This is a genomic window from Bacillus sp. FSL R5-0593 (genome assembly GCF_038603755.1).
GTDB classification, from domain to species: domain Bacteria; phylum Bacillota; class Bacilli; order Bacillales; family Bacillaceae; genus Bacillus; species Bacillus velezensis.
Genome location: NZ_CP152011.1, coordinates 2,657,055 through 2,675,757 on the forward strand (window position 1 = coordinate 2,657,055; position 18,703 = coordinate 2,675,757).

Genomic DNA, 18,703 nt, shown 5'->3' on the forward strand with positions numbered 1-18,703 from the left:
TGATGTCCTCCTATATTCCGATCACAAAATAATTAATTCTTTAGGGGAATGCGTAATTGTCCGGTTGCCGTCGTCAGTGATGATGATATCATCTTCGATTCTTGCGCCCCCAACTTCCGGTATGTATATGCCCGGCTCAACCGTTACCGCCATGCCCGGCTCAAGAACGGCCGATGACCTGAGAGACAGCCCCGGTGATTCATGGACTTCCATTCCAAACCCGTGTCCTGTCGAATGGCCGAAATACTGTCCGTAGCCTTTTGCGGTGATGTGATCCCTCGTCAGGGCGTCCGCTTCTTTTCCCGTCATGCCGGGTTTAATATGCAGGACACCAAGCGCTTGGGCATCGTATACGACCTGATAAATCTCTTTCAGTTTATCACTTGGCTCTCCGACCGCGACGGTGCGTGTGATGTCAGAACAATAGCCTTTATAATAAGCGCCGAAATCGAGCGTGACCAAGTCTCCCTTTTCAATCAATTTGCCGCTTGCCACTCCGTGGGGAAGGCTGGATCTGACTCCCGAGGCGACAATCATATCAAAGGAAGAGCCGTCTGCTCCTTGACGTCTCATATAAAATTCAAGCTCGTTTGCAACTGAAATCTCTGAGATGCCCGGTTTGATAAACGTCAGAATATGTTCAAACGCATCATCCGCAATCTTCGCAGCTTCCTCTAATATCTTAATCTCTTCACTTGACTTAATCAAGCGCAACTTTTCAACGGAATCCGCGACGGGAACCATCTCCGCTTCCTGCAGCACCGCTTGGTAGGATGCATATGTTCCGTACGTCATGCTGTTTTGCTCGAAGCCGAGTTTTTTAATGCCGTACTCAAGAATCGTATCCGCAGCCGTTTGGATTAAGCTTCCGCCGTGCTCGATAATGTCAAAACCCTTCACTTGCGTCTTCGCCTGCTCGGTGTAACGGAAATCCGTGATAAATGCCGCACGTTCTTTCGATATGACCGCAAGGCCTGACGAACCCGTAAATCCCGTCATATACTGCAGATTGGCGGAGCTTGTCACCAACATTCCGTCTATATCCAGCTGACCGAAAAGATTTCGCAATTTCTCAAGTTTCATTCCCTTTCTCCTCCTCGCCGATTCTTGACTGCCGCCTGACAACGCGGGAGCATCCCCGCCCGGTTTTCAGCATAAAAAATGTTCACTTCTCGTGAACATTTTACCATACCGGACAGGGATTATACACTTATTCACTTGTTGCCGAGCGCCCTTGCAAGCTTGTCTGACGTAAGTTCATTGTAGTTGAAGGAAATTGAGTAGCCGACAAACAAACCGTACAGAATGTAAAGGCAAAGCGTCGTCACGATTGTATCTGATTTCAATTCAGTGACGGATTTCACATCTTCGAAAATCGGATTGAATAAGAAAAAAACCGCACACCATAAAATGACGCCGTACACCATCCCCGGCCACATGGTTTTAAAACGCTTCAGGCAGACGAAATAAATAAACGCCCCGGCAATTGAAATGAATCCGATGACAACGATGCTGACCATCGTGCCGAGCCATTGTTTTTTCCATTCTCCGATCATAAACGGCTGAAGAATCATGTTGGGGCTGATCTCTGAAAAATGAAAGACATACCCGAGATAGCCGATCAAACTCCAAAATACACCGCCGGCAAATCCGATACCGCAAATTCTGCCGGTAAATGAAACAGGCTGCTGATCATCATCCTGCTTCTTTTTTTCTTCCTGTTCTGAATGTTTTTCGCTTGTCATCATGGCACCTCCAGTCATAGACTGCCCCAAAATTGAAAAGTCATAAAAAACTGCGCCATATTTTCATTCAATGAGTAAAATCTAAAGAAACGGGGTATACTGCATGTAGAAAAAGCATTGATTTTCCGGCTGTCTAACTAGAGGTTTACCGCGGTTTCCTGTACAATAGAGTGAAAGGAAATGGTTAGTAAATCCTAAAAAAACAGGCAGGTTGATAAACAATGTCCAAACAAAAAACGCCCCCTGCTTACGGCGGGCAGGCTGTCGTTGAAGGGGTCATGTTCGGCGGCAGAAAAAATTATGTTACCGCCATCCGCAGGAATGACGGAAGCATTGATTTTTTCAAGCTTCCGAGAGTGCCGAACGCCAAGCTTTCGGCTTTAAAAAAGATTCCTTTTTTGCGGGGAATCGTCGCCATCATTGAGGCGAGCGCCAACGGCACAAAGCATTTAAACTTTTCCAGCGAACGTTACGGGCTTGATCCTCAAGATGACGCCAAGCTGGAGCAGGAAGATAAGAAGGGTTCGGGCTTATCGATGTTTTTCAGCCTGGCGGTGATCGGCGTTCTGTCGTTTTTGTTCAGCAAATTCGTTTTTACGCTCGTCCCGGTCTTCTTAGCGGAGCTTGTAAGGCCCGTCTTTTCCTCAGACGCCGCGCAGATCGGAATCGAAAGTCTGTTTAAGCTTATTCTGCTTCTCGGCTACATTTATTTTTTATCAATGACGCCGTTAATTAAAAGAGTGTTTCAATATCATGGAGCCGAACATAAGGTCATAAACTGTTATGAACAGAATTTGCCAATTACAATAGAAAATGTTCAGAAGCAGTCACGGCTTCATTACCGTTGCGGTTCAAGCTTTATTTTATTTACGATCATTGTCGGCATGTTCGTCTATTTACTCGTTCCGACAGATCCGCTTTGGGTGCGGATTTTAGACAGGATTGCGCTTATACCGGTCGTTCTCGGCATCTCCTTTGAAGTGCTCCAGCTGACGAACAGAGTGCGGAATATCCCCGTTTTGAAAGTGCTCGGTTATCCCGGCCTGTGGCTGCAGCTTTTAACGACAAAGGAACCGGCGGATGACCAGGTCGAGGTTGCCATAGAAAGCTTTAACGAGCTTCTCAGACTGGAAGACATTTCAGAACAGAGCGAAAAGCCGTCTCACAACGTAATCTGAACAGTTACCGTTATTATTTTGGAGGTGGGCAGTTATGAATCATCGTGTACAACCTTTTTTTGCTGTATTGATAGCGCTTGGCGCATTCGGTTTCATTTATGCAGCGGTAACCAACCCCGGGCAGATGATTTCAAGAGCGATCACCGTTATTATCGCAGGCATCATTATTTATTTTATCGTGAGGACGGTCCTGAACCGCCGCACCGGCCGTGACGGAACCGCTTTCAGAAAAGCGGCCAGACAATCGCGGCTCCGAATGAAGGAGCAAAAAGCGAAGCACCGCGCCGGACACAGAGGCCGGGTCAGCCATTTGCGGAGCGTGCCGAGCAGCAGCAGACCGAAGCCGATGATTCTTAAGAAAAAAAGCCAGACCCAGCTTACCGTCATAGAAGGCAAAAAGAATAAAAAGAAAAACAGAGCGCTTTTTTAATAGCTCCATTGCTTCAAAAATTGCTCTGTTCTGCTTTTTCCTAGCTCAATGAGAGCTAGTTTTTTTTGCGGTGTGAGATGAAACTCCGTCGCCATCACATGTTCCACCGGAATAAAAATAATATTCTGTTCGTACTTTGTCGCGATATGCCTGGCATCATGAGCGTCTTTCATCGTTTCAAACAAAGCCCCGAACAGCTCAAAAGCGTTGCGGATTGATTTTTTCGGGCGCTCTTTTTCGTTGGGCGAAAGCGAAATTCCGATGACCGGCCGTTTGCGTTCTTTTGAATACAGCCAAATCGGGAAATTGCTTAACACGCCGCCGTCAACGACCGTTGAGGTGCCTTTTTCGGTCTTCAGTTTTATCGGTTCAAAAAAATAAGGAATGCTGCAGCTCATTCTGACGGCTCTGGCAACCGGGAACATCTCCGGATTTAATCCGTAGCGGGGAAGATCGTCAGGAAGCACGATCATCGTTCCGTTCGTCAGATCTGAAGCGATGAGACGGAGCGAGCCTTTTTTCAAATCGCCGAACGCAATGATGCCCTTCGCTTTTAATTTATCCGCTATCCATTTTTCCAGCATATCGCCTCTGTATAGTCCGAGGCGCCAATATATCGACACCCACCGCAGGATTTTCAGCGGGAGGAATGAGTATCTCTGATCAAGCAATTGCCTTCCGTCCACCTCATCTATGATGGAATGAACCTCTCTGCTCGTATAGCCCGCAGCGATAAATGCGGCAATAATTGCGCCGGCGCTTGTTCCGGCGAGCCTTTCAAAGCGAAAGCCCTTTTCTTCCAGCGCTTCATAAGCGCCGGCAAGCGCCACCCCTTTTATCCCCCCGCCCGAAAATACGCCGTCAATCTGCATAGCGCGCCCTCTCCCTTCCATCTCAAGGTGTATTATTATTTTAAGAAACGGCTGGGCGAAATAGACCAAAGAATGAAGACATTAAAAAAAGGGCGCCCCATTTCGGGCTGCCCTTTATTCACCGGGATTTTCGGTTTTTTTCTGTACGGATTTCAATTCTTTTTTCCGGCTTTCGTCATCTTCGAAATACTGAACGAGGTCGCCGATGCGGTCAATGCTGTTCCAGCTAAGATGATGTTCGATTCCTTCAACATCATTGTAAATCTTCTCTTCATCAACACCAATGATTCTTAAAAACTGCTCAAGCAATTCGTGTCTGTATACGAGCCGTTTGCCGATCTTTTTGCCTTTTGACGTCAATACGAGCCCGCGATATTTTTCATAAATCAAATACTCGTCTTTATCTAGTTTTTGAACCATTTTCGTTACAGAGGAGGGGTGGACTGCCAAAGCTTCCGCGATATCAGAAACCCGTGCATATCCTTTTTCTTCTATCAGCATATAAATCTGTTCAATATAATCTTCCATACTTGGTGTTGTCATAAGTAACCCTCCCAAAAAGCACCTTAACTTTATAAACCATTACAAGTTTACACTAACGGTCATGAAAAAACAAGGATGCTTCCGGTCTGTCAAGCCTTATCAGCGCTTATAATTCCATTCATCGGACGCGTATTTCGTCTCAGCCAGCTCATTGACAAATGCAAGCTCTTCAGACGTGAGTGTGTAGGGCTCAAGATGTATGTTCAGCCCTTCCTCAAAACCGGCTTTAAAAGCGATTCTGGCCTCATCCATCGTTACCCGTTTCGGCGCTAAGGCGTTGATGGCTACCGCTTTGTTTTTGAAATTCCGCTGCATGCGCTCACGGACTCTGTCGCTCGGATATAAAAACAGATCAAACAGTTTATCCTCATCAATGTCAAGCAGGATGGAACCGTGCTGAAGAATGACGCCTTTTTGGCGTGTCTGTGCGCTTCCGGCAACTTTCCGCCCTTCGACGACCAGTTCATACCACGAAGGCGCATCAAAGCAGACGGACGAGCGCGGATTTTTCAAGCTTTCTTTTTCTTTCTCCGTTCGCGGAATCGCAAAGTAGGCATCAAGTCCAAGGTTTCTGAATCCCTGCAGAATACCTTCTGAAATCACCCGGTACGCCTCTGTCACCGTGGCCGGCATTTCCGGGTGATCCTCTGAAACGATTACGCTGTATGTCAATTCTTTATCATGCAGAACACCCCGTCCGCCTGTCGGTCTTCTGACAAACCCGAGGCCGTGTTTATGTACTGCGTCAAAGTTAATTTCCTTCTTAATATTTTGAAAATACCCGACAGACAAAGTTGCCGGATTCCAGCCGTAAAAACGGATCACCGGTGGAATTTTTTTTTGGCTGTGCCAATATAAAAGCGCTTCATCCAGCGCCATGTTAAATGCCGGGCTTTCGTTCCCTGAGTCAATAAACCGCCATGTTTCTTTTTCCATACACTGAACCCTTCTTTATCGTTTTAATAAAATCAGTTTAACAAACTGCCTTGAAAATGAAAAATATTTCGTTTCATTAAGGATGACAATCGCTTCATGCTTTACTATAATAGTATTTGTCCCAAAACGTCCGGTAAGCCTTGTTTTCAGGAAGCAGGGTTTTGATTTTATAAGTTAAAGGAGTAGAATCGCATTGTCTAATATGATTGCTTTAATTATTGTTGCGGCGTTTATCGTTTATATGATCGTGTCGTATTTTTACCAGCAGCGTTTAATGAAAACACTTACGGAAGAGGAATTCCGCGCGGGCTACAGAAAAGCGCAGCTGATTGACGTCCGTGAACCGAATGAATTTGAAGGCGGCCATATTCTCGGCGCGCGCAACATTCCGCTGTCACAGCTGAAACAGCGCAAAAGTGAAATCCGTCCTGATAAACCCGTTTATCTGTACTGCCAAAACAATGTCCGCAGCGGACGCGCGGCACAGACGCTCCGCAAACACGGCTGCAAAGATATTTACAACCTGAAAGGCGGATTTAAAAAATGGGGCGGAAAAATTAAAGCAAAAAACTAATCATAAAAAAGAGCTTCCGTATAAAACGGACAGCTCTTTTTTTTTACACCGTGTCAGCGGATGCCGTCAAGTGTACGTTCGTATTTTAAAACGGGCTTTCTTGCCGCCTTGGTTTCATCCATTCTTTTGACAACTGTTGTATGCGGCGCTTCCTGAACGATTTCAGGCGATTCCTCCGCTTCCCGCGCAATTTGAATCATGGCATCTATAAACGCATCTAGCGTTTCCTTTGATTCCGTTTCCGTCGGTTCGATCATGATGCTTTCTTCAACATTGAGAGGAAAATACACAGTCGGCGGATGATAGCCGAAATCCAAAAGCCGTTTGGCAATATCAAGCGTTCGTACGCCGAGCTTTTTCTGCCTTCTTCCCGATAACACAAATTCATGCTTGCAATGACGGTCATACGGGAGATCATAATAAGGCGCGAGTCTTCTCATCATATAATTTGCATTTAAAACCGCGTTTTCGGTCACAGCTTTTAAGCCGTCAGGCCCCATGGACCGGATATACGTGTAGGCTCTGACATTAATGCCGAAGTTGCCGTAATAAGGTTTTACGCGCCCGATCGACTGCGGCCGGTCATAGTCAAAAGTCAAACGGCCCTCTTTTTTCGTGAGAACGGGTTTCGGCAGATACGGAATGAATTCTTTTTTCACTCCGACCGGACCTGAGCCCGGTCCTCCCCCGCCGTGCGGCCCGGTAAATGTTTTATGCAGATTAAGGTGAACGACGTCAAATCCCATATCTCCCGGTCTTGCTTTACTTAAAACGGCATTTAAATTCGCTCCGTCATAATAAAGCTTTCCGCCGGCCTGATGGACGATTTCAGCCATTTCCGTAATGTTTTCCTCAAATAACCCGAGGGTGTTCGGATTCGTCAGCATCAGCGCCGCTGTTTCTTCGTTTACCGCTCTTTTCAAATCTTCAATGTCAACCAGCCCGTGCTCATTTGACTTAACGGTAATCGTTTCAAAACCGGCGACCGTGGCGGATGCCGGATTCGTACCGTGGGCTGAATCAGGGACAATCACCTTCGTCCGTCCGAAGTCTCCCCGCGCTTCGTGATAAGCGCGGATCATCATCAGGCCGGTCCATTCGCCGTGAGCGCCCGCCGCAGGCTGCAGCGTCACCTCGTCCATGCCCGTAATCTCCTCCAAGTGTCCGCTTAAATCGTATAAAAGCTCAAGCGCCCCCTGAACCGTGTCCTCGTCCTGAAGCGGATGAATAGCGGAAAAACCTGCGATCCGGGCAATTTTTTCATTTAATTTCGGATTGTATTTCATCGTACAGGAGCCGAGCGGATAAAAGCCTGAATCAACTCCGTGGTTCCTCTTAGAAAGAGCGGTATAATGCCGCATAATATCGAGCTCTGATACTTCCGGCAGCTTTGCGTCTTCATCGCGGATATAGTCACCGGGAAGAAGGCTTTCAAGCTCTGTTTCCGGCACATCAAGCTCCGGAAGGCTGTAACCGATACGCCCTTCGCGGGACATTTCAAAAATAAGCGCCTGATCTTGATTATTCATGTTGATCCCCCAATCCCGCAATAAGCGAATCGATCTCTTCTTTTGTTCTCAGCTCTGTGACGGCAATGAGCATATGCTGATTCAGTTCCGGATACGCAAGGCCTAAGTCATATCCGCCGATTATGCCGTCTTGCAGGAGCCGCCGGTTTGCTTCCTTGACGGGAAGATTCAGCCTGACGGCAAATTCATTAAATATCGGGCCGTCAAATGCTACGTGCAAGCCGGCTTTTTCCGCTTGGCGTCTCGCGTAATCAGCTTTCAATATATTTTGGCGGGCCATGTCTTTGACGCCGTTTTTTCCGAGCGCCGTCATCGCGACTGAAGCTGCTAAAGCATTCAGCGCCTGATTTGAACAAATGTTAGACGTGGCTTTGTCTCTTCTGATATGCTGCTCACGCGCCTGAAGGGTGAGAACAAAACCTCTTCGCCCGTTTTCATCTTCCGTTTGGCCGACAAGCCGGCCCGGCACCTTTCTCATCAGTTTTTTCGTTACTGCAAAATAGCCGCAGTGCGGGCCGCCGAACGCCGCAGGTATGCCGAAAGGCTGCGCGTCCCCGACAACGATATCAGCTCCGTATGCCCCGGGCGGTGTCAAAATACCGAGCGCGAGCGGGTTTGAAGAAACAATCAGCTGGCTGTTTCCTTTATGTGCGAGCGGCTCAATGTCCTTTAACGGCTCGATTTGTCCGAAGAAGTTCGGATACTGGACGATCACGGCGGCCGTTTCATCACAAACGGCATGTTCCAATGCTTCAAGATCTGTGACGCCGTTTTTCGCGGGCACCTCTACAACCTCAATATATTGGCCCTTTGCGTATGTTTTCAAAACATCCCGCGATTCCGGATGAACGGCTGCGGAAATGACGATTTTTTTCTTTTTCGTATGTCCCGACGCAAGCATCGCCGCTTCCGCCAGCGCCGTTCCCCCGTCGTACATTGAGGAGTTTGCGATATCCATTCCCGTTAATTCACAGATCATCGTTTGAAATTCAAAAATCGCCTGCAGCTCTCCTTGTGAGATTTCAGGCTGGTAAGGCGTATATGCCGTGTAAAACTCTGATCGGGATATCACATGATCGACGATAACCGGCTGGTAGTGATCGTACACTCCTGCGCCCAGAAAAGATGCATATGTAACAGCGTCTTTATTTTTCGCCGCAAGCTTCGTCAGCTCTCTCGTCAGCTCTGTTTCTGATTTTGCTTTTTTAATTTGGTAGTCTTTTTGAAACCTCACATCTTCCGGAATATCGGCAAACAGTTCATCAATTGTTTCTGCGCCGATAGCTTTCAGCATTTCTTTTTTATCCTGTTCTGTCGCGGGCAAATATCGATGCTTCATATGACTCTCCTTTTTCAGCTCTGTTTTGGACGTTTATAAAACGGTGTGCGGACAATCTTCGCTTTTACCGTTTTTTTACGGATTTCCACTTCTACTTCCGTTCCGACTTCACTGAATTCCGTTTTGATTAAGGCAAGGCCGATATTTTTCTTTAAAGTCGGAGATTGCGTGCCTGTCGTGACTTCACCGATCGGAACACCGTCTTTTTTCACGGCGTACCCGTGTCTCGGAATCCCTTTTTCAATCATCTCAAGTCCGACCAGCTTTCGCGGGGCTCCTTTTTCTTTCTGTTCGCGCAATACAGACTTCCCGAAAAAATCGGAATCTTTCTTGTGTTTCACGGCAAATCCGATTCCGGCTTCAATCGGTGTAATATCTTTCGTCAATTCCTGACCGTATAAAGCAAGCTTCGCTTCAAATCTCAGCGTATCACGGGCGCCGAGGCCGCACGGAACGAGGCCTTCATGCTCTCCCGCTGCAAGTATCTCCTTAAATAGATGAACCGCATCTTCATTGCGGCAATATAACTCAAACCCGTCTTCACCGGTATAGCCTGTTCTTGAAAGCAGGACTTGGCGTCCGGCAACGTCCGCCCCATCAATAAACGTAAACGGCTTTAAGGAGGACAAATCACATTCAGTCAGCTTCGTAAGAACCGACTGAGCATTCGGCCCCTGAACGGCAAGCAGTGAAATCCCGTCAGACTGATTCGTCAGCGTGACATCGCCTTCCGCATGTTCCGTCAGCCAAGCGATGTCTTTTTCAATATTAGACGCGTTAATCACGAGCAGATAGCAGCTCTCGCTTTTCTGATAGATCAGCAAGTCATCGACCGTACCGCCGTCAGGATAACACATGGCGGTATAAAGCGCGTTTCCCGGCTTTAAATCGGCAACGTCATTTGTCATCATTTTTTGCAGAAAAGACAGGGCGTCTTTACCGGATACTTCGACTTCCCCCATATGAGACACATCAAACAGGCCCGCTTTTGTGCGGACGGCTTCATGCTCCTCTTTAATAGAAGAAAATTGAACCGGCAGCTCCCATCCTCCAAAATCAATCGTTTTTCCGCCGTATTCTTTATACACGTCATAAAGCGGTGTTCGTTTCAGCATCATCTTCCCCCTTCAGTCATTGGCGCATGGTAAAAACATATAAAAAAGGACAGAGAAACACCTCATGAAAATGAAGGTTTCTCTGTCCCGGCACCTGAAAGTTTACTTTATGAACATATCATAAAGACGTCCCCTTTGGTGGCCTGCTTCTTCTAAGTGCAGACACTCTCCAGAGTTGCGTCGAGCAAGAGTTCTTTTGCCTGAGAGATTCACTCCGCAGTTTGCTCCTTCGGCGCCCGGACGCCCATCTTTCGTCCGAGTCTCTCCCCTTGCTGTCATTCGCTCATATTTACCAATTTTATGGACATACTAAAGCAATATCTTTTAGTGAAATCATTACTTATATCCTACCACCCTCATTTACGTCCGGCAACAAAAATTATGATAAATCAGTTTTTTAAAAGAAAGGCGGTTTTGTTACATATGACAGCAGAGATCATATTTGATGCAAACTGGCCGGGAGAGTTTTCTGAGCGGCTGAAAACGGACGGTCCCTGGTCAAATTGGGAGATGTACAAACTGTCGGCTGAAGTCCAGCAGACCCTTGCCATTCCTGAATTTGAAGGGTTGAGGGCTCCTTTATACCTGCCCGATTTCACTCCGCTCCCCCATCAGCTTGAGGTCGCGCAGAAAGTCGTTGAAAAAATGAACGGCAAGGCGATTTTGGCTGATGAAGTGGGGCTCGGAAAAACGGTGGAAGCGGGCCTGATTTTAAAAGAATATATGATTCGCGGGCTGGCCAAAAAAATCCTGATTCTTGTGCCGGCATCACTCGTTTCCCAGTGGGTGAAAGAGCTTCAGGAGAAGTTTTTAATACCCGCTGTTGAACAGAAGAAAAGCTATGTGTGGGAACAGTGCGATATCGTCGTTTCTTCTATTGATACGGCCAAACGCTCGCCTCACAAAGACATTGTGCTTTCTATTCCGTATGATCTCGTCATTATTGACGAGGCGCACAAGCTCAAAAACAGCAAAACGAAAAATTATGAATTTGCGAGAAGTCTTGTGAAGAAATACTGCCTGCTTCTGACGGCGACGCCGATTCAAAACCGGATCGAAGAAATCTTCAATTTAGTGTCACTGTTAAAGCCCGGCCATTTAGGAAACGAAAGCGGATTTCAAGAAACCTTCAATCAGAAGGACGGGATTGACGCTCATGAGCATTTGAAAGAGCTCGTCAATAAAGTGATGATCCGCAACACGCGGAGCGACACCGGCCTTACATGGACGAAGCGCCACGTGGAAACAGTGCCGATCACCTTTTCACCGACGGAACAGGCGCTTTACGATGACATCGCCGCACTGAAAAACGGCACGGAAAAGCCCGCCAGCGCATTTTCCATTATGACGCTGCAAAGAGAATGCTGTTCAAGCAGGGAAGCCGTGTATATGACGCTCAAAAAAATGCTTGACCAAAAAGACAAACAAGCGCCCGCATTCGATGATCAGACGATCGCTAATTTAATGGACCGCATCAATCAAGTCACGCAAAACTCAAAAGCGATTCAAGTTGTTGACTTGATCCAAAAGATTAATGACAAAGTCATTATTTTTACTGAATACAGGGCGACACAGATTTACCTGCAATGGTTCCTTCAGCAGAACGGCATAAGCTCCGTTCCATTCAGAGGCGGATTTAAACGCGGAAAAAAAGACTGGATGAAGGATCTCTTCCGCGGCAAAGTGCAGGTGCTGATCGCTACAGAAGCCGGAGGCGAAGGGATCAACCTGCAATTCTGCAACCATATTATCAATTATGACCTCCCGTGGAACCCGATGCGGCTTGAACAAAGAATCGGAAGGATTCACAGACTCGGTCAGGAAAGAGATGTCCATATCTACAATATGGCGACAAAACATACGGTGGAAGAGCATATCTTAAGACTTCTGTATGACAAAATTCATTTATTTGAAAATGTCGTCGGAGAATTAGATGACATCTTAACAAAAATCAAAGTGAGCAATTTTGAAGACCATTTGCATGATATTTTATGCCATTCGCTGACAGAGGAAGAAATGAGAATCAAAATGGACAATCTCACCTCTTTTCTGTCGTACGGTACGGAAAAGCCCGCCAGAAAAAAAGGATCTTAATCTAAAAGGAGGAAGCGCGACATGAGACAGCAGGAGGTTCACGAATTTTTACTGCGCTTTTTTGAAGCGAACCACTGTCCGATTACAGAACACGGGCCGGGTTTTATGACGGTTCAGTTGACGGTCGAGATGGACAAACAAATTATGAACCGCCCGTTTTATTGGCATTGGCGTGAAAAAACGGGCGGCGAACCGAACCCGATGAAGATCACGTTCATCACTGATAAAGAAACGGCTCCGGAGGATATGGACGGCGAATTTATTTACTTTGGAGCCCCGCGCCTCTTTCAAATCTTTCAAGCAGTTAAACAAAATGGGAGATTTACAAGAATATATGAGAAAATTGAATCAGCCGGAGCCAGAGTGCCGCTTCAGCCCTGGCTTGGATTAAATGTAGTGATTTCATACCAATCCGACATGAAAAAAGACAGAATTTTGTCTTTAGGCCTGCATCTTGTTTCTGGAACAATTATAGAAGGGTTTCAGCAGAAGCTTGCACCGCTTCCGCTGACCTCGCAAATATCAGACTATTGCTTTACCATATCGCCGATGATTAAGCCGGAAAGCGGAATTAAAAGAATGGAGCATTACTTAAAAGACGCTGCCGCCAAAGAGCCGTCAGACTGGGCTGACAGCGCGATCGCCAGATGGAAAAAGGACCTCAGGCTGCTCGATCAGTTTTATGAGCAGACAGAGGAAAAACCTGAGGAATACCATTTGGAAAAACAAGCGCTGAAAGCCTTATATCAGCCGAACATTCACATTCAGATTGAAAACGGCGGTTTATTTTTCCTGCAAAGTAATTTTTCTGGATAAGCGTTATCCATTCGACACCTTTCCCGTTTTTTCTGGAAATTCTATATTATAATAAAAGTATATAGAAAAAATTTCTGGCGTTTCGCATGCGATGAATCACTTCCAGACATGTAAAGATAAGGTCATGGGCGGATTGGCTGAAATACATAAACAAGTATTTTAGGAGGAGAAAATGCATGAAAAATGCAAAAATGGAATTTTCGCAATTAGATAAGGAATGGGTTGAGCTGATATTAGAAGCCCAAAAAGCAAATATCAGCCTAGAAGAAATACGCAAATACCTGCTTTCGCATAAAAAGTCTTCTCAACATATCCAGGCAGCCAGAAGTCATACCGTAAATCCTTTCTGAATGTGCTATAATATCACAAGGAAGGTGATGACATTGATTGGCCAGCGTATTAAACAATACCGAAAAGAAAAAGGCTACTCACTATCAGAACTAGCTGAAAAAGCTGGGGTAGCGAAGTCTTATTTAAGCTCAATAGAACGAAATTTACAGACGAACCCCTCCATTCAATTTCTCGAAAAAGTCTCCGCTGTTCTGGACGTCTCGGTTCATACTTTACTTGATGAAAAACATGAAACCGAATACGATGGTCAATTAGATAGTGAATGGGAGAAATTAGTTCGCGATGCGATGACATCCGGGGTATCAAAAAAACAATTTCGTGAATTTTTAGATTATCAAAAATGGAGAAAAGCGCAAAAAGAGGAGTAGTGCCGCCATATGTGCACAACTCCTCTTTTAACTGTCCGACTTTCGGATTAGTTTTTATCCTCACTGTGAGCCTTTTCATTTTCCTTGACGTAACCGTCTTTATCCGTATGATCTTTCGTAATGGTCAAGCCGTTCCATTGCGTTGCTTCAAAAGAGAATTGAAGAGAAATCGCATTGCCTTGGAACTTGTTTTGCACACTTAATCCGTCCGCAGTTTTTGCGGTGTCATTTTTAAATTGGATTTCCATTCTCACCTGGTCATAATCAGCAGGCGTTTTCGGAACTCCGTCGTACTCAGGAGCTGTTTTGCCGTTAATGGTTGCTACATTGACTTTTCCGCTCTCACTCAGGAATTTCGGATCAATGTGCTTGCTGATCGCTTCGGCAGCTGCTTTATCCTGTTTTGTTGACATTAAGTATAAGTCTTTCAGGCTGGCCGCCTTCAAAATGATATTTTTAGGATAGCCGTTGCCCCCTTCTTTACCGACTGTCAGAACCGTAATTTCAAACTGACTAAGGAAATCCTCCGCAGATTCATTTCCTTTCTTTGCTCCTTTAAAGTCAGTAAAATTCAAAGCCATCAGCACTTCTTTAATAGCAAGTGAACCATTGTTTCTGAATTCAAAATCTTTCGTCAATTTATCGCCTGGTTTTAAGTTTGACAAATTGACATTGGCTGATTGTTCTTTAGCCGATAAATCAAGTGTTCCTGACGCAAATGTAGCGTCTGTCGACTTCACATCATTAAATGCGGCCCATGTGCCTCCTCCTACTAATGCTAAACCGAGTGCGGCTGAGGCAACGCCCAAGCTTAATTTCTTTTTCATACCCATGTTTGTACTCTCCCCTTACTTTTTATTTTTGTTATCAAATCCTGTCGCCAGGTTGCAACCGTATTCATGTGGAGATGGTTCCCTTTTTCGCATGTTCTTCCAGCGCTTTCGTTTTCCGCTCAATATCGCGGAGGGCGCTGACAATGACTGTTATTGAGTAAATCAAAAGCATGACGCCGGGAACGATTAACAGAATCGCCGTTCCGATCGGCTGGCTGGCCAAATGTATGACATATCCGGCATACGGAAGCTGATATCCTGTATACTGGGCCGCCACTTTTTCAGCTTGAACGGGTGCGGCATCCGGGGCGGCATTATGGTCCCCTTTTGTCTCAAACAGCAGGTTCCCGTCCTTTTTTGTGATCCCGATTATTCTGTGTGTGACGGCTGTTCCGTCATCTTGGGTAAAGGTGATCACATCCCCTTTTTCTAAGTCATTCACGTCAGAAATTTTCTTTACCGCTATGAGCGAACCCGTCTTAAATTCCGGGTCCATTGAACCCGACAGCACGGATTTCAGCGTATAGCCGAAGATGGCCGGCTCACCCCCGGAAGCCCGGGTCGAAATCACCGTTAACGTCAGCACAATAATCAAGCTGAAGATGACGGCATACAAAATATTACTGATCAGTTTCAGCGTTTTTTTCATGTTCTTCCCCGCTTTCTTTTACCGGCTCAGCCGGCTCTTTCTCTGTTTTCTTTAGATCGGAAACTGTCGCCTGTTCCCGGCATTTGACGAGTTTCATCGGTTTTGACCACTCAAATTTTTCTTCGTCCGCCGGATACCCTTCAGGCTTGTAAACCTTGAATGCGTATATGCCCGGCTTCAAAGACCGCTTTGACTCAATTTTATAAATCGTTTTGCTTTTTTTATCAGTAATAAGCCCTTTATCCACAACATTGCCGTTTCGTAAAGGCTGCTGCTGAGAAGCGATTTTATGGAGCTCCCATTTCCAGTCAGAAACAGTCCGCTCTTTTCCCTTATTCTCCAGCTCGGCATAGAGCTGAAGCGGCGCACACACGGTGCCTGACGTATCAGTTTGATTTGTTATATGTAAATCACTTTGATCCCAGCGTTCGTCATAACGGCAATCGTCATCCGTATATTGAAAATCTCCGCACGTTTGAACCTGGAGACTGAAGCTTTTCACATCATTGAAGGAGGAACTTGTATCACCTGTGAACTGAGCACATATCGTCACGGACAGGCAAAAAATGAACGAAAGCCGTAACAATAGCATCATCCGCCATCTCACCTTGCCCTTTTTTTCCATTCGCAACAATCGGAACATGCCTTACCCCCTGTAAAACTGTTAATAAATATGACAACCGTTCTCTTTAAAGAACTTTATGAACAAAGTATAATCAAGGATTATCGTCTTGAAAAATGTCAAAATCGGTCAAATTGTTCGTTTTTGAGAATGGTATCTTTTAAAAACAGCGTTTTGCTTCAAATTACACACCTTTTTGGAATTTTTTCTAATAAAACGTGAGAAAATAACGAGGTGCCTAGAACAAAATGGAAAGTATATACAGCGAAAGGACGAAGAATGATGATCAAACAAAGTCTGATTTGCCTTTCTCTTCTTGTTTTCGGGGTTTCAGGAACAGCTCAGGCGGAAACGGTGCCTTATTATGCTGTTCACCATAAATCAAAATGGGAAAAGTTAGCAGAAAAGGAAGCTAAAAAAAGATATCCACTCGCCCAAACGTTATTTATTCAAAAGGTGTGGGATCGGAAAAGAACGGACGAAGCAGTCAAGCAATACCACTTGACATTGCGGGATGGCGCAAAAGAATTTGGCGTGTTTGTTACGATTTCTTTTAATCCCTACAGCCAAAAGGTAAATAAAATTGCCGTCATTGAAGAATACCAATAAGGCCCTCCTGTATCAGGAGGACCTTTCGTGTGATTCACTTTATTTTTTCCGCTGCATCCACAGCTTAAAACTATACGGCAATATTCCGAACCAGTGCTGAGAAGCCGGCACTTTCTTTTCTTTCCGCACTTCTTTTCGCTCTCTCCGTTCCTGTTTCGGCGTATCGAAATATTTAACGAATTGCTCAGTCATATATTTTACATAATCATTTGTTTTCACGGCTCTCACCTCATAGTGCTGTCTTTACTATGAAGTGTTGTCCCGCCGCCTCTTTTTTATACTTCCGTCCATTGAATCAGCTGTTTCTTCTTCTGATCGAACAAAAGGTGAGCCTCCCGTCTCGTACCTGTCGTGGTTTCCGCCTGAATTGTAACCTGAACCGTTTCCCGGCGATCACTCCCCGTGATGTGAAAAGAAACGGTGCCATACGGAAAACGCTGTGTACCAGTTTGGACCTTTTGTCCCTGTGTCATATGGCGGCTTGACAGCAGCGCGCCGTTTTGGAGCAGGTTCTCTCCGATCCAGTACTCCCCGGCCTCTTTTGCAAATGTTTTTCGGGTGATGAAATCAGAGGAAGTATAGCTGATGACAAGTAAAACTGCGGCAGAAACAAACAGAACCGCGGGATATATAAAACCGTCAGATTTGTACATTTAATCACCTTTAAAAGAGCTGTAAACCGGAATGACCGCCTGATTCTTTTGACCTGTAACGCTTGAAATCTCTAATAAGAGCAGGCCGTTTTTCACATCAGCCGTTAATGATGCCGCGTTTTGCAGGATCGGCACGTGGCCTTTTCCGTTAACTCTTTTCCTTATCATCTCATGATAAATTTCAAAACGCACTTCTTCGCCTCCTGTTTTCCGGCATGCTAACGCCCGTCCGCCGTCCGCCGGCTTCACAGTCTCAGCCTGTTTACATTCGTTCATGATCTGCTGAACGGCAATTTGATGCTCCCGGCTGTCTAATCCGCCGTTATCGGTCCGGTTTGATAAAAACAGATGTAAAATCGGGCCCAAGGTGCCTGATAGGAAAAGACAGACTGCCAAGGAGAACAAAACATTAAGAAGCGTAAAACCAGTCTGTTTTGAGAATGCTGAGGCACATTTCTTTTTCGCCGCGGTCAGCCGTACACACTTTGTAATACTCACCATCCTCCTTCCACTTCACACCGGGAGACGGCGGCTTTTTTCCGGTCATCATATAAGTGCTGATATGTTCCTGAAGAAGCCGGTACGCTTCCTGGCGATCTTCTATTTTCAGACCATCTGTCAGCATACCCGTCCAGACCGGAATGATAGACGTCATAAGGAACAGCCAAATGGCCATTGCTGATAGTGTTTCAATAGTAGAGAACCCCTTATTTCCGTTTAGCATGGACATTTCCGCTCCCTAAGTAAACTGTGATCTCATAGGTGAACCCGGCACTCTTCAATTGGATCTTTCCTCCCGAATTCGGATGGCCTTTTTCGTTAAATTCAAGGCTCTCCGGTAAAGTCACAAGTGTAATGTGAAGCGAATCAAAAGAACGCTCGACAATCCTTCCGCCTGACTGCAGTTTGTATCTATGCTCTTTTGGAAGAAAAGTGATTTTTGTTCTTTTATGTTCTGCGATAGCCGTTTCCTGCGCAAGCTGAATATCTTTTTGAAGCTGTTCTGTTTTTTGCCGCACGGCAAGGTGGGTGCAGGCCGGCGGAACCGTCGTGAACAAAACTGTCAGCAGGACGGACGCCAGGCTTAACACAATCAGGCTTTCAAGAAGGGTAAACCCATTTTCTGTCCGCCTGTTATTGTTCAACTGTAACTTCTCCGCCACTAATTAAGATCTGTTTACCATTCGGGCAGGCTGTATTCTTTTTGATATACCCCTCTGATTGTAAATCGTTCATATCCGGCATTTTACCTTCATGGTCGATTTCGTACGCCGTCACTTGGGCTTTCACCATATTCTGCAGTCCTTCACAGCCTTTATGCTGAATGCTTTGATTATGTTTTGTAACGTTAGGAATGGTGATTAAAAGCAGAATGGAAACGATAAATAAAACAATCAGCATTTCAATTAAAGTAAATCCATCTTGATTTTTCAGACGAAGCACTCCC

General features: G+C 45.7%; 25 protein-coding genes and 1 riboswitch. Of the genes, 8 read left to right on the plus strand and 17 right to left on the minus strand.

Translation table 11 applies throughout. The annotated features are described in order from the left end of the window. Window positions 1–21: 21 nt before the first annotated feature. Both NYE36_RS12980 and NYE36_RS12985 read right to left on the minus strand, forming a co-directional pair. Entirely contained in the window at window positions 22–1,083 is a 1,062-nt protein-coding gene (locus tag NYE36_RS12980; protein WP_043020796.1) for a Xaa-Pro peptidase family protein, read from the minus strand. Between the two features lie 131 nt (window positions 1,084–1,214). Next, entirely contained in the window at window positions 1,215–1,745 is a 531-nt protein-coding gene (locus tag NYE36_RS12985; protein ID WP_003153121.1) for a YqhR family membrane protein, read from the minus strand. A 221-nt stretch (window positions 1,746–1,966) separates the two neighbouring features. Here NYE36_RS12985 and NYE36_RS12990 point away from each other — a divergent pair, with 221 nt between their 5' ends. Further along, window positions 1,967–2,923 carry a DUF1385 domain-containing protein gene (locus NYE36_RS12990; protein WP_003153120.1) on the plus strand — a complete coding sequence of 319 codons (957 nt, stop codon included), beginning with the start codon at window positions 1,967–1,969 and terminating at the stop codon, window positions 2,921–2,923. Window positions 2,924–2,957: 34 nt separating this feature from the next. After that, window positions 2,958–3,353, plus strand: coding sequence for an SA1362 family protein (locus tag NYE36_RS12995; RefSeq protein ID WP_007408340.1), 396 nt, complete (start codon window positions 2,958–2,960; stop codon window positions 3,351–3,353). Here the strand turns inward: NYE36_RS12995 and NYE36_RS13000 are convergent. The 3 genes from NYE36_RS13000 to NYE36_RS13010 all read right to left on the minus strand — a co-directional run bounded on the left by NYE36_RS13000 (window position 3,350) and on the right by NYE36_RS13010 (window position 5,704). Further along, a complete protein-coding gene (locus NYE36_RS13000; protein WP_012117971.1) occupies window positions 3,350–4,225 on the minus strand; it encodes a patatin-like phospholipase family protein in 876 nt (291 codons plus the stop codon). The genes NYE36_RS12995 and NYE36_RS13000 overlap by 4 nt on opposite strands. A gap of 114 nt (window positions 4,226–4,339) precedes the next feature. Continuing rightward, window positions 4,340–4,768 (minus strand): transcriptional regulator MntR, encoded by a 429-nt coding sequence (mntR, locus tag NYE36_RS13005; RefSeq protein ID WP_007408338.1) that lies wholly within the window; start codon window positions 4,766–4,768, stop codon window positions 4,340–4,342. A gap of 99 nt (window positions 4,769–4,867) precedes the next feature. Beyond that, window positions 4,868–5,704: a biotin/lipoate A/B protein ligase family protein gene (locus tag NYE36_RS13010; protein WP_015240200.1), complete on the minus strand. Its 837-nt coding sequence runs from the start codon at window positions 5,702–5,704 to the stop codon at window positions 4,868–4,870. Window positions 5,705–5,897: 193 nt separating this feature from the next. Here NYE36_RS13010 and NYE36_RS13015 point away from each other — a divergent pair, with 193 nt between their 5' ends. Further along, a complete protein-coding gene (locus tag NYE36_RS13015) occupies window positions 5,898–6,278 on the plus strand; it encodes a rhodanese-like domain-containing protein (RefSeq protein ID WP_007408335.1) in 381 nt (126 codons plus the stop codon). A 53-nt stretch (window positions 6,279–6,331) separates the two neighbouring features. On the opposite strand, the gene gcvPB is transcribed toward NYE36_RS13015, so the two are convergent. From gcvPB to gcvT, 3 genes are read right to left on the minus strand one after another with little or no spacing between them, the layout of a single operon-like run. Further along, entirely contained in the window at window positions 6,332–7,807 is a 1,476-nt protein-coding gene (gcvPB, locus tag NYE36_RS13020; protein ID WP_015417807.1) for an aminomethyl-transferring glycine dehydrogenase subunit GcvPB, read from the minus strand. Further along, the gene (gcvPA, locus tag NYE36_RS13025; protein WP_015417808.1) at window positions 7,800–9,146 is read right to left on the minus strand and encodes an aminomethyl-transferring glycine dehydrogenase subunit GcvPA; all 1,347 of its coding nucleotides are present in this window, start codon (window positions 9,144–9,146) and stop codon (window positions 7,800–7,802) included. Before gcvPA ends, gcvPB begins: the two co-directional genes overlap by 8 nt. A gap of 14 nt (window positions 9,147–9,160) precedes the next feature. Next, window positions 9,161–10,261: a glycine cleavage system aminomethyltransferase GcvT gene (gcvT, locus tag NYE36_RS13030; protein WP_025284994.1), complete on the minus strand. Its 1,101-nt coding sequence runs from the start codon at window positions 10,259–10,261 to the stop codon at window positions 9,161–9,163. A 178-nt stretch (window positions 10,262–10,439) separates the two neighbouring features. Beyond that, window positions 10,440–10,540, minus strand: a riboswitch (glycine riboswitch). Window positions 10,541–10,684: 144 nt separating this feature from the next. Here gcvT and NYE36_RS13035 point away from each other — a divergent pair. From NYE36_RS13035 to sinR, 4 genes are all read left to right on the plus strand, one after another. Beyond that, the gene (locus tag NYE36_RS13035) at window positions 10,685–12,355 is read left to right on the plus strand and encodes an SNF2-related protein (RefSeq protein WP_199022041.1); all 1,671 of its coding nucleotides are present in this window, start codon (window positions 10,685–10,687) and stop codon (window positions 12,353–12,355) included. Window positions 12,356–12,376: 21 nt separating this feature from the next. Then, entirely contained in the window at window positions 12,377–13,171 is a 795-nt protein-coding gene (locus NYE36_RS13040; RefSeq protein ID WP_199022042.1) for a YqhG family protein, read from the plus strand. 176 nt (window positions 13,172–13,347) lie between these two features. Continuing rightward, window positions 13,348–13,521, plus strand: a complete 174-nt coding sequence (locus NYE36_RS13045) for an anti-repressor SinI family protein (protein ID WP_003153105.1) — start codon at window positions 13,348–13,350, stop codon at window positions 13,519–13,521. Between the two features lie 33 nt (window positions 13,522–13,554). Continuing rightward, window positions 13,555–13,890, plus strand: a complete 336-nt coding sequence (sinR, locus tag NYE36_RS13050; RefSeq protein WP_003153104.1) for a transcriptional regulator SinR — start codon at window positions 13,555–13,557, stop codon at window positions 13,888–13,890. 47 nt (window positions 13,891–13,937) lie between these two features. On the opposite strand, the gene NYE36_RS13055 is transcribed toward sinR, so the two are convergent. The 3 genes from NYE36_RS13055 to tapA all read right to left on the minus strand — a co-directional run bounded on the left by NYE36_RS13055 (window position 13,938) and on the right by tapA (window position 16,015). Further along, window positions 13,938–14,723, minus strand: coding sequence for a TasA family protein (locus NYE36_RS13055; RefSeq protein WP_007408329.1), 786 nt, complete (start codon window positions 14,721–14,723; stop codon window positions 13,938–13,940). Window positions 14,724–14,787: 64 nt separating this feature from the next. Beyond that, entirely contained in the window at window positions 14,788–15,372 is a 585-nt protein-coding gene (locus NYE36_RS13060) for a signal peptidase I (RefSeq protein WP_015240205.1), read from the minus strand. Continuing rightward, window positions 15,344–16,015 (minus strand): amyloid fiber anchoring/assembly protein TapA, encoded by a 672-nt coding sequence (tapA, locus tag NYE36_RS13065; RefSeq protein WP_015417813.1) that lies wholly within the window; start codon window positions 16,013–16,015, stop codon window positions 15,344–15,346. The genes NYE36_RS13060 and tapA overlap by 29 nt, the downstream gene beginning before the upstream one ends. A 258-nt stretch (window positions 16,016–16,273) precedes the next feature. Between tapA and NYE36_RS13070 the strand changes: the two genes are divergently transcribed. Continuing rightward, window positions 16,274–16,603, plus strand: a complete 330-nt coding sequence (locus NYE36_RS13070) for a DUF3889 domain-containing protein (RefSeq protein WP_012117979.1) — start codon at window positions 16,274–16,276, stop codon at window positions 16,601–16,603. A 39-nt stretch (window positions 16,604–16,642) separates the two neighbouring features. On the opposite strand, the gene NYE36_RS13075 is transcribed toward NYE36_RS13070, so the two are convergent. Genes NYE36_RS13075 through comGC form a run of 6 tightly spaced genes read right to left on the minus strand, consistent with a single transcriptional unit; the run spans window position 16,643 to window position 18,699 of the window. Continuing rightward, window positions 16,643–16,822, minus strand: a complete 180-nt coding sequence (locus NYE36_RS13075) for a YqzE family protein (protein WP_003153093.1) — start codon at window positions 16,820–16,822, stop codon at window positions 16,643–16,645. A 56-nt stretch (window positions 16,823–16,878) separates the two neighbouring features. Next, complete coding sequence (gene comGG, locus NYE36_RS13080; protein WP_015417814.1) at window positions 16,879–17,256, minus strand: competence type IV pilus minor pilin ComGG; 378 nt, start codon at window positions 17,254–17,256, stop codon at window positions 16,879–16,881. After that, entirely contained in the window at window positions 17,257–17,757 is a 501-nt protein-coding gene (gene comGF, locus NYE36_RS13085; RefSeq protein ID WP_254922226.1) for a competence type IV pilus minor pilin ComGF, read from the minus strand. It lies immediately after the preceding gene. Further along, window positions 17,666–17,980, minus strand: coding sequence for a competence type IV pilus minor pilin ComGE (comGE, locus tag NYE36_RS13090; RefSeq protein WP_094032244.1), 315 nt, complete (start codon window positions 17,978–17,980; stop codon window positions 17,666–17,668). The genes comGF and comGE overlap by 92 nt, the downstream gene beginning before the upstream one ends. Then, window positions 17,964–18,401: a competence type IV pilus minor pilin ComGD gene (gene comGD, locus NYE36_RS13095; protein ID WP_094032243.1), complete on the minus strand. Its 438-nt coding sequence runs from the start codon at window positions 18,399–18,401 to the stop codon at window positions 17,964–17,966. Before comGD ends, comGE begins: the two co-directional genes overlap by 17 nt. Then, a complete protein-coding gene (gene comGC / locus NYE36_RS13100) occupies window positions 18,391–18,699 on the minus strand; it encodes a competence type IV pilus major pilin ComGC (RefSeq protein WP_003153087.1) in 309 nt (102 codons plus the stop codon). Before comGC ends, comGD begins: the two co-directional genes overlap by 11 nt. Between the last annotated feature and the right edge of the window lie 4 nt (window positions 18,700–18,703).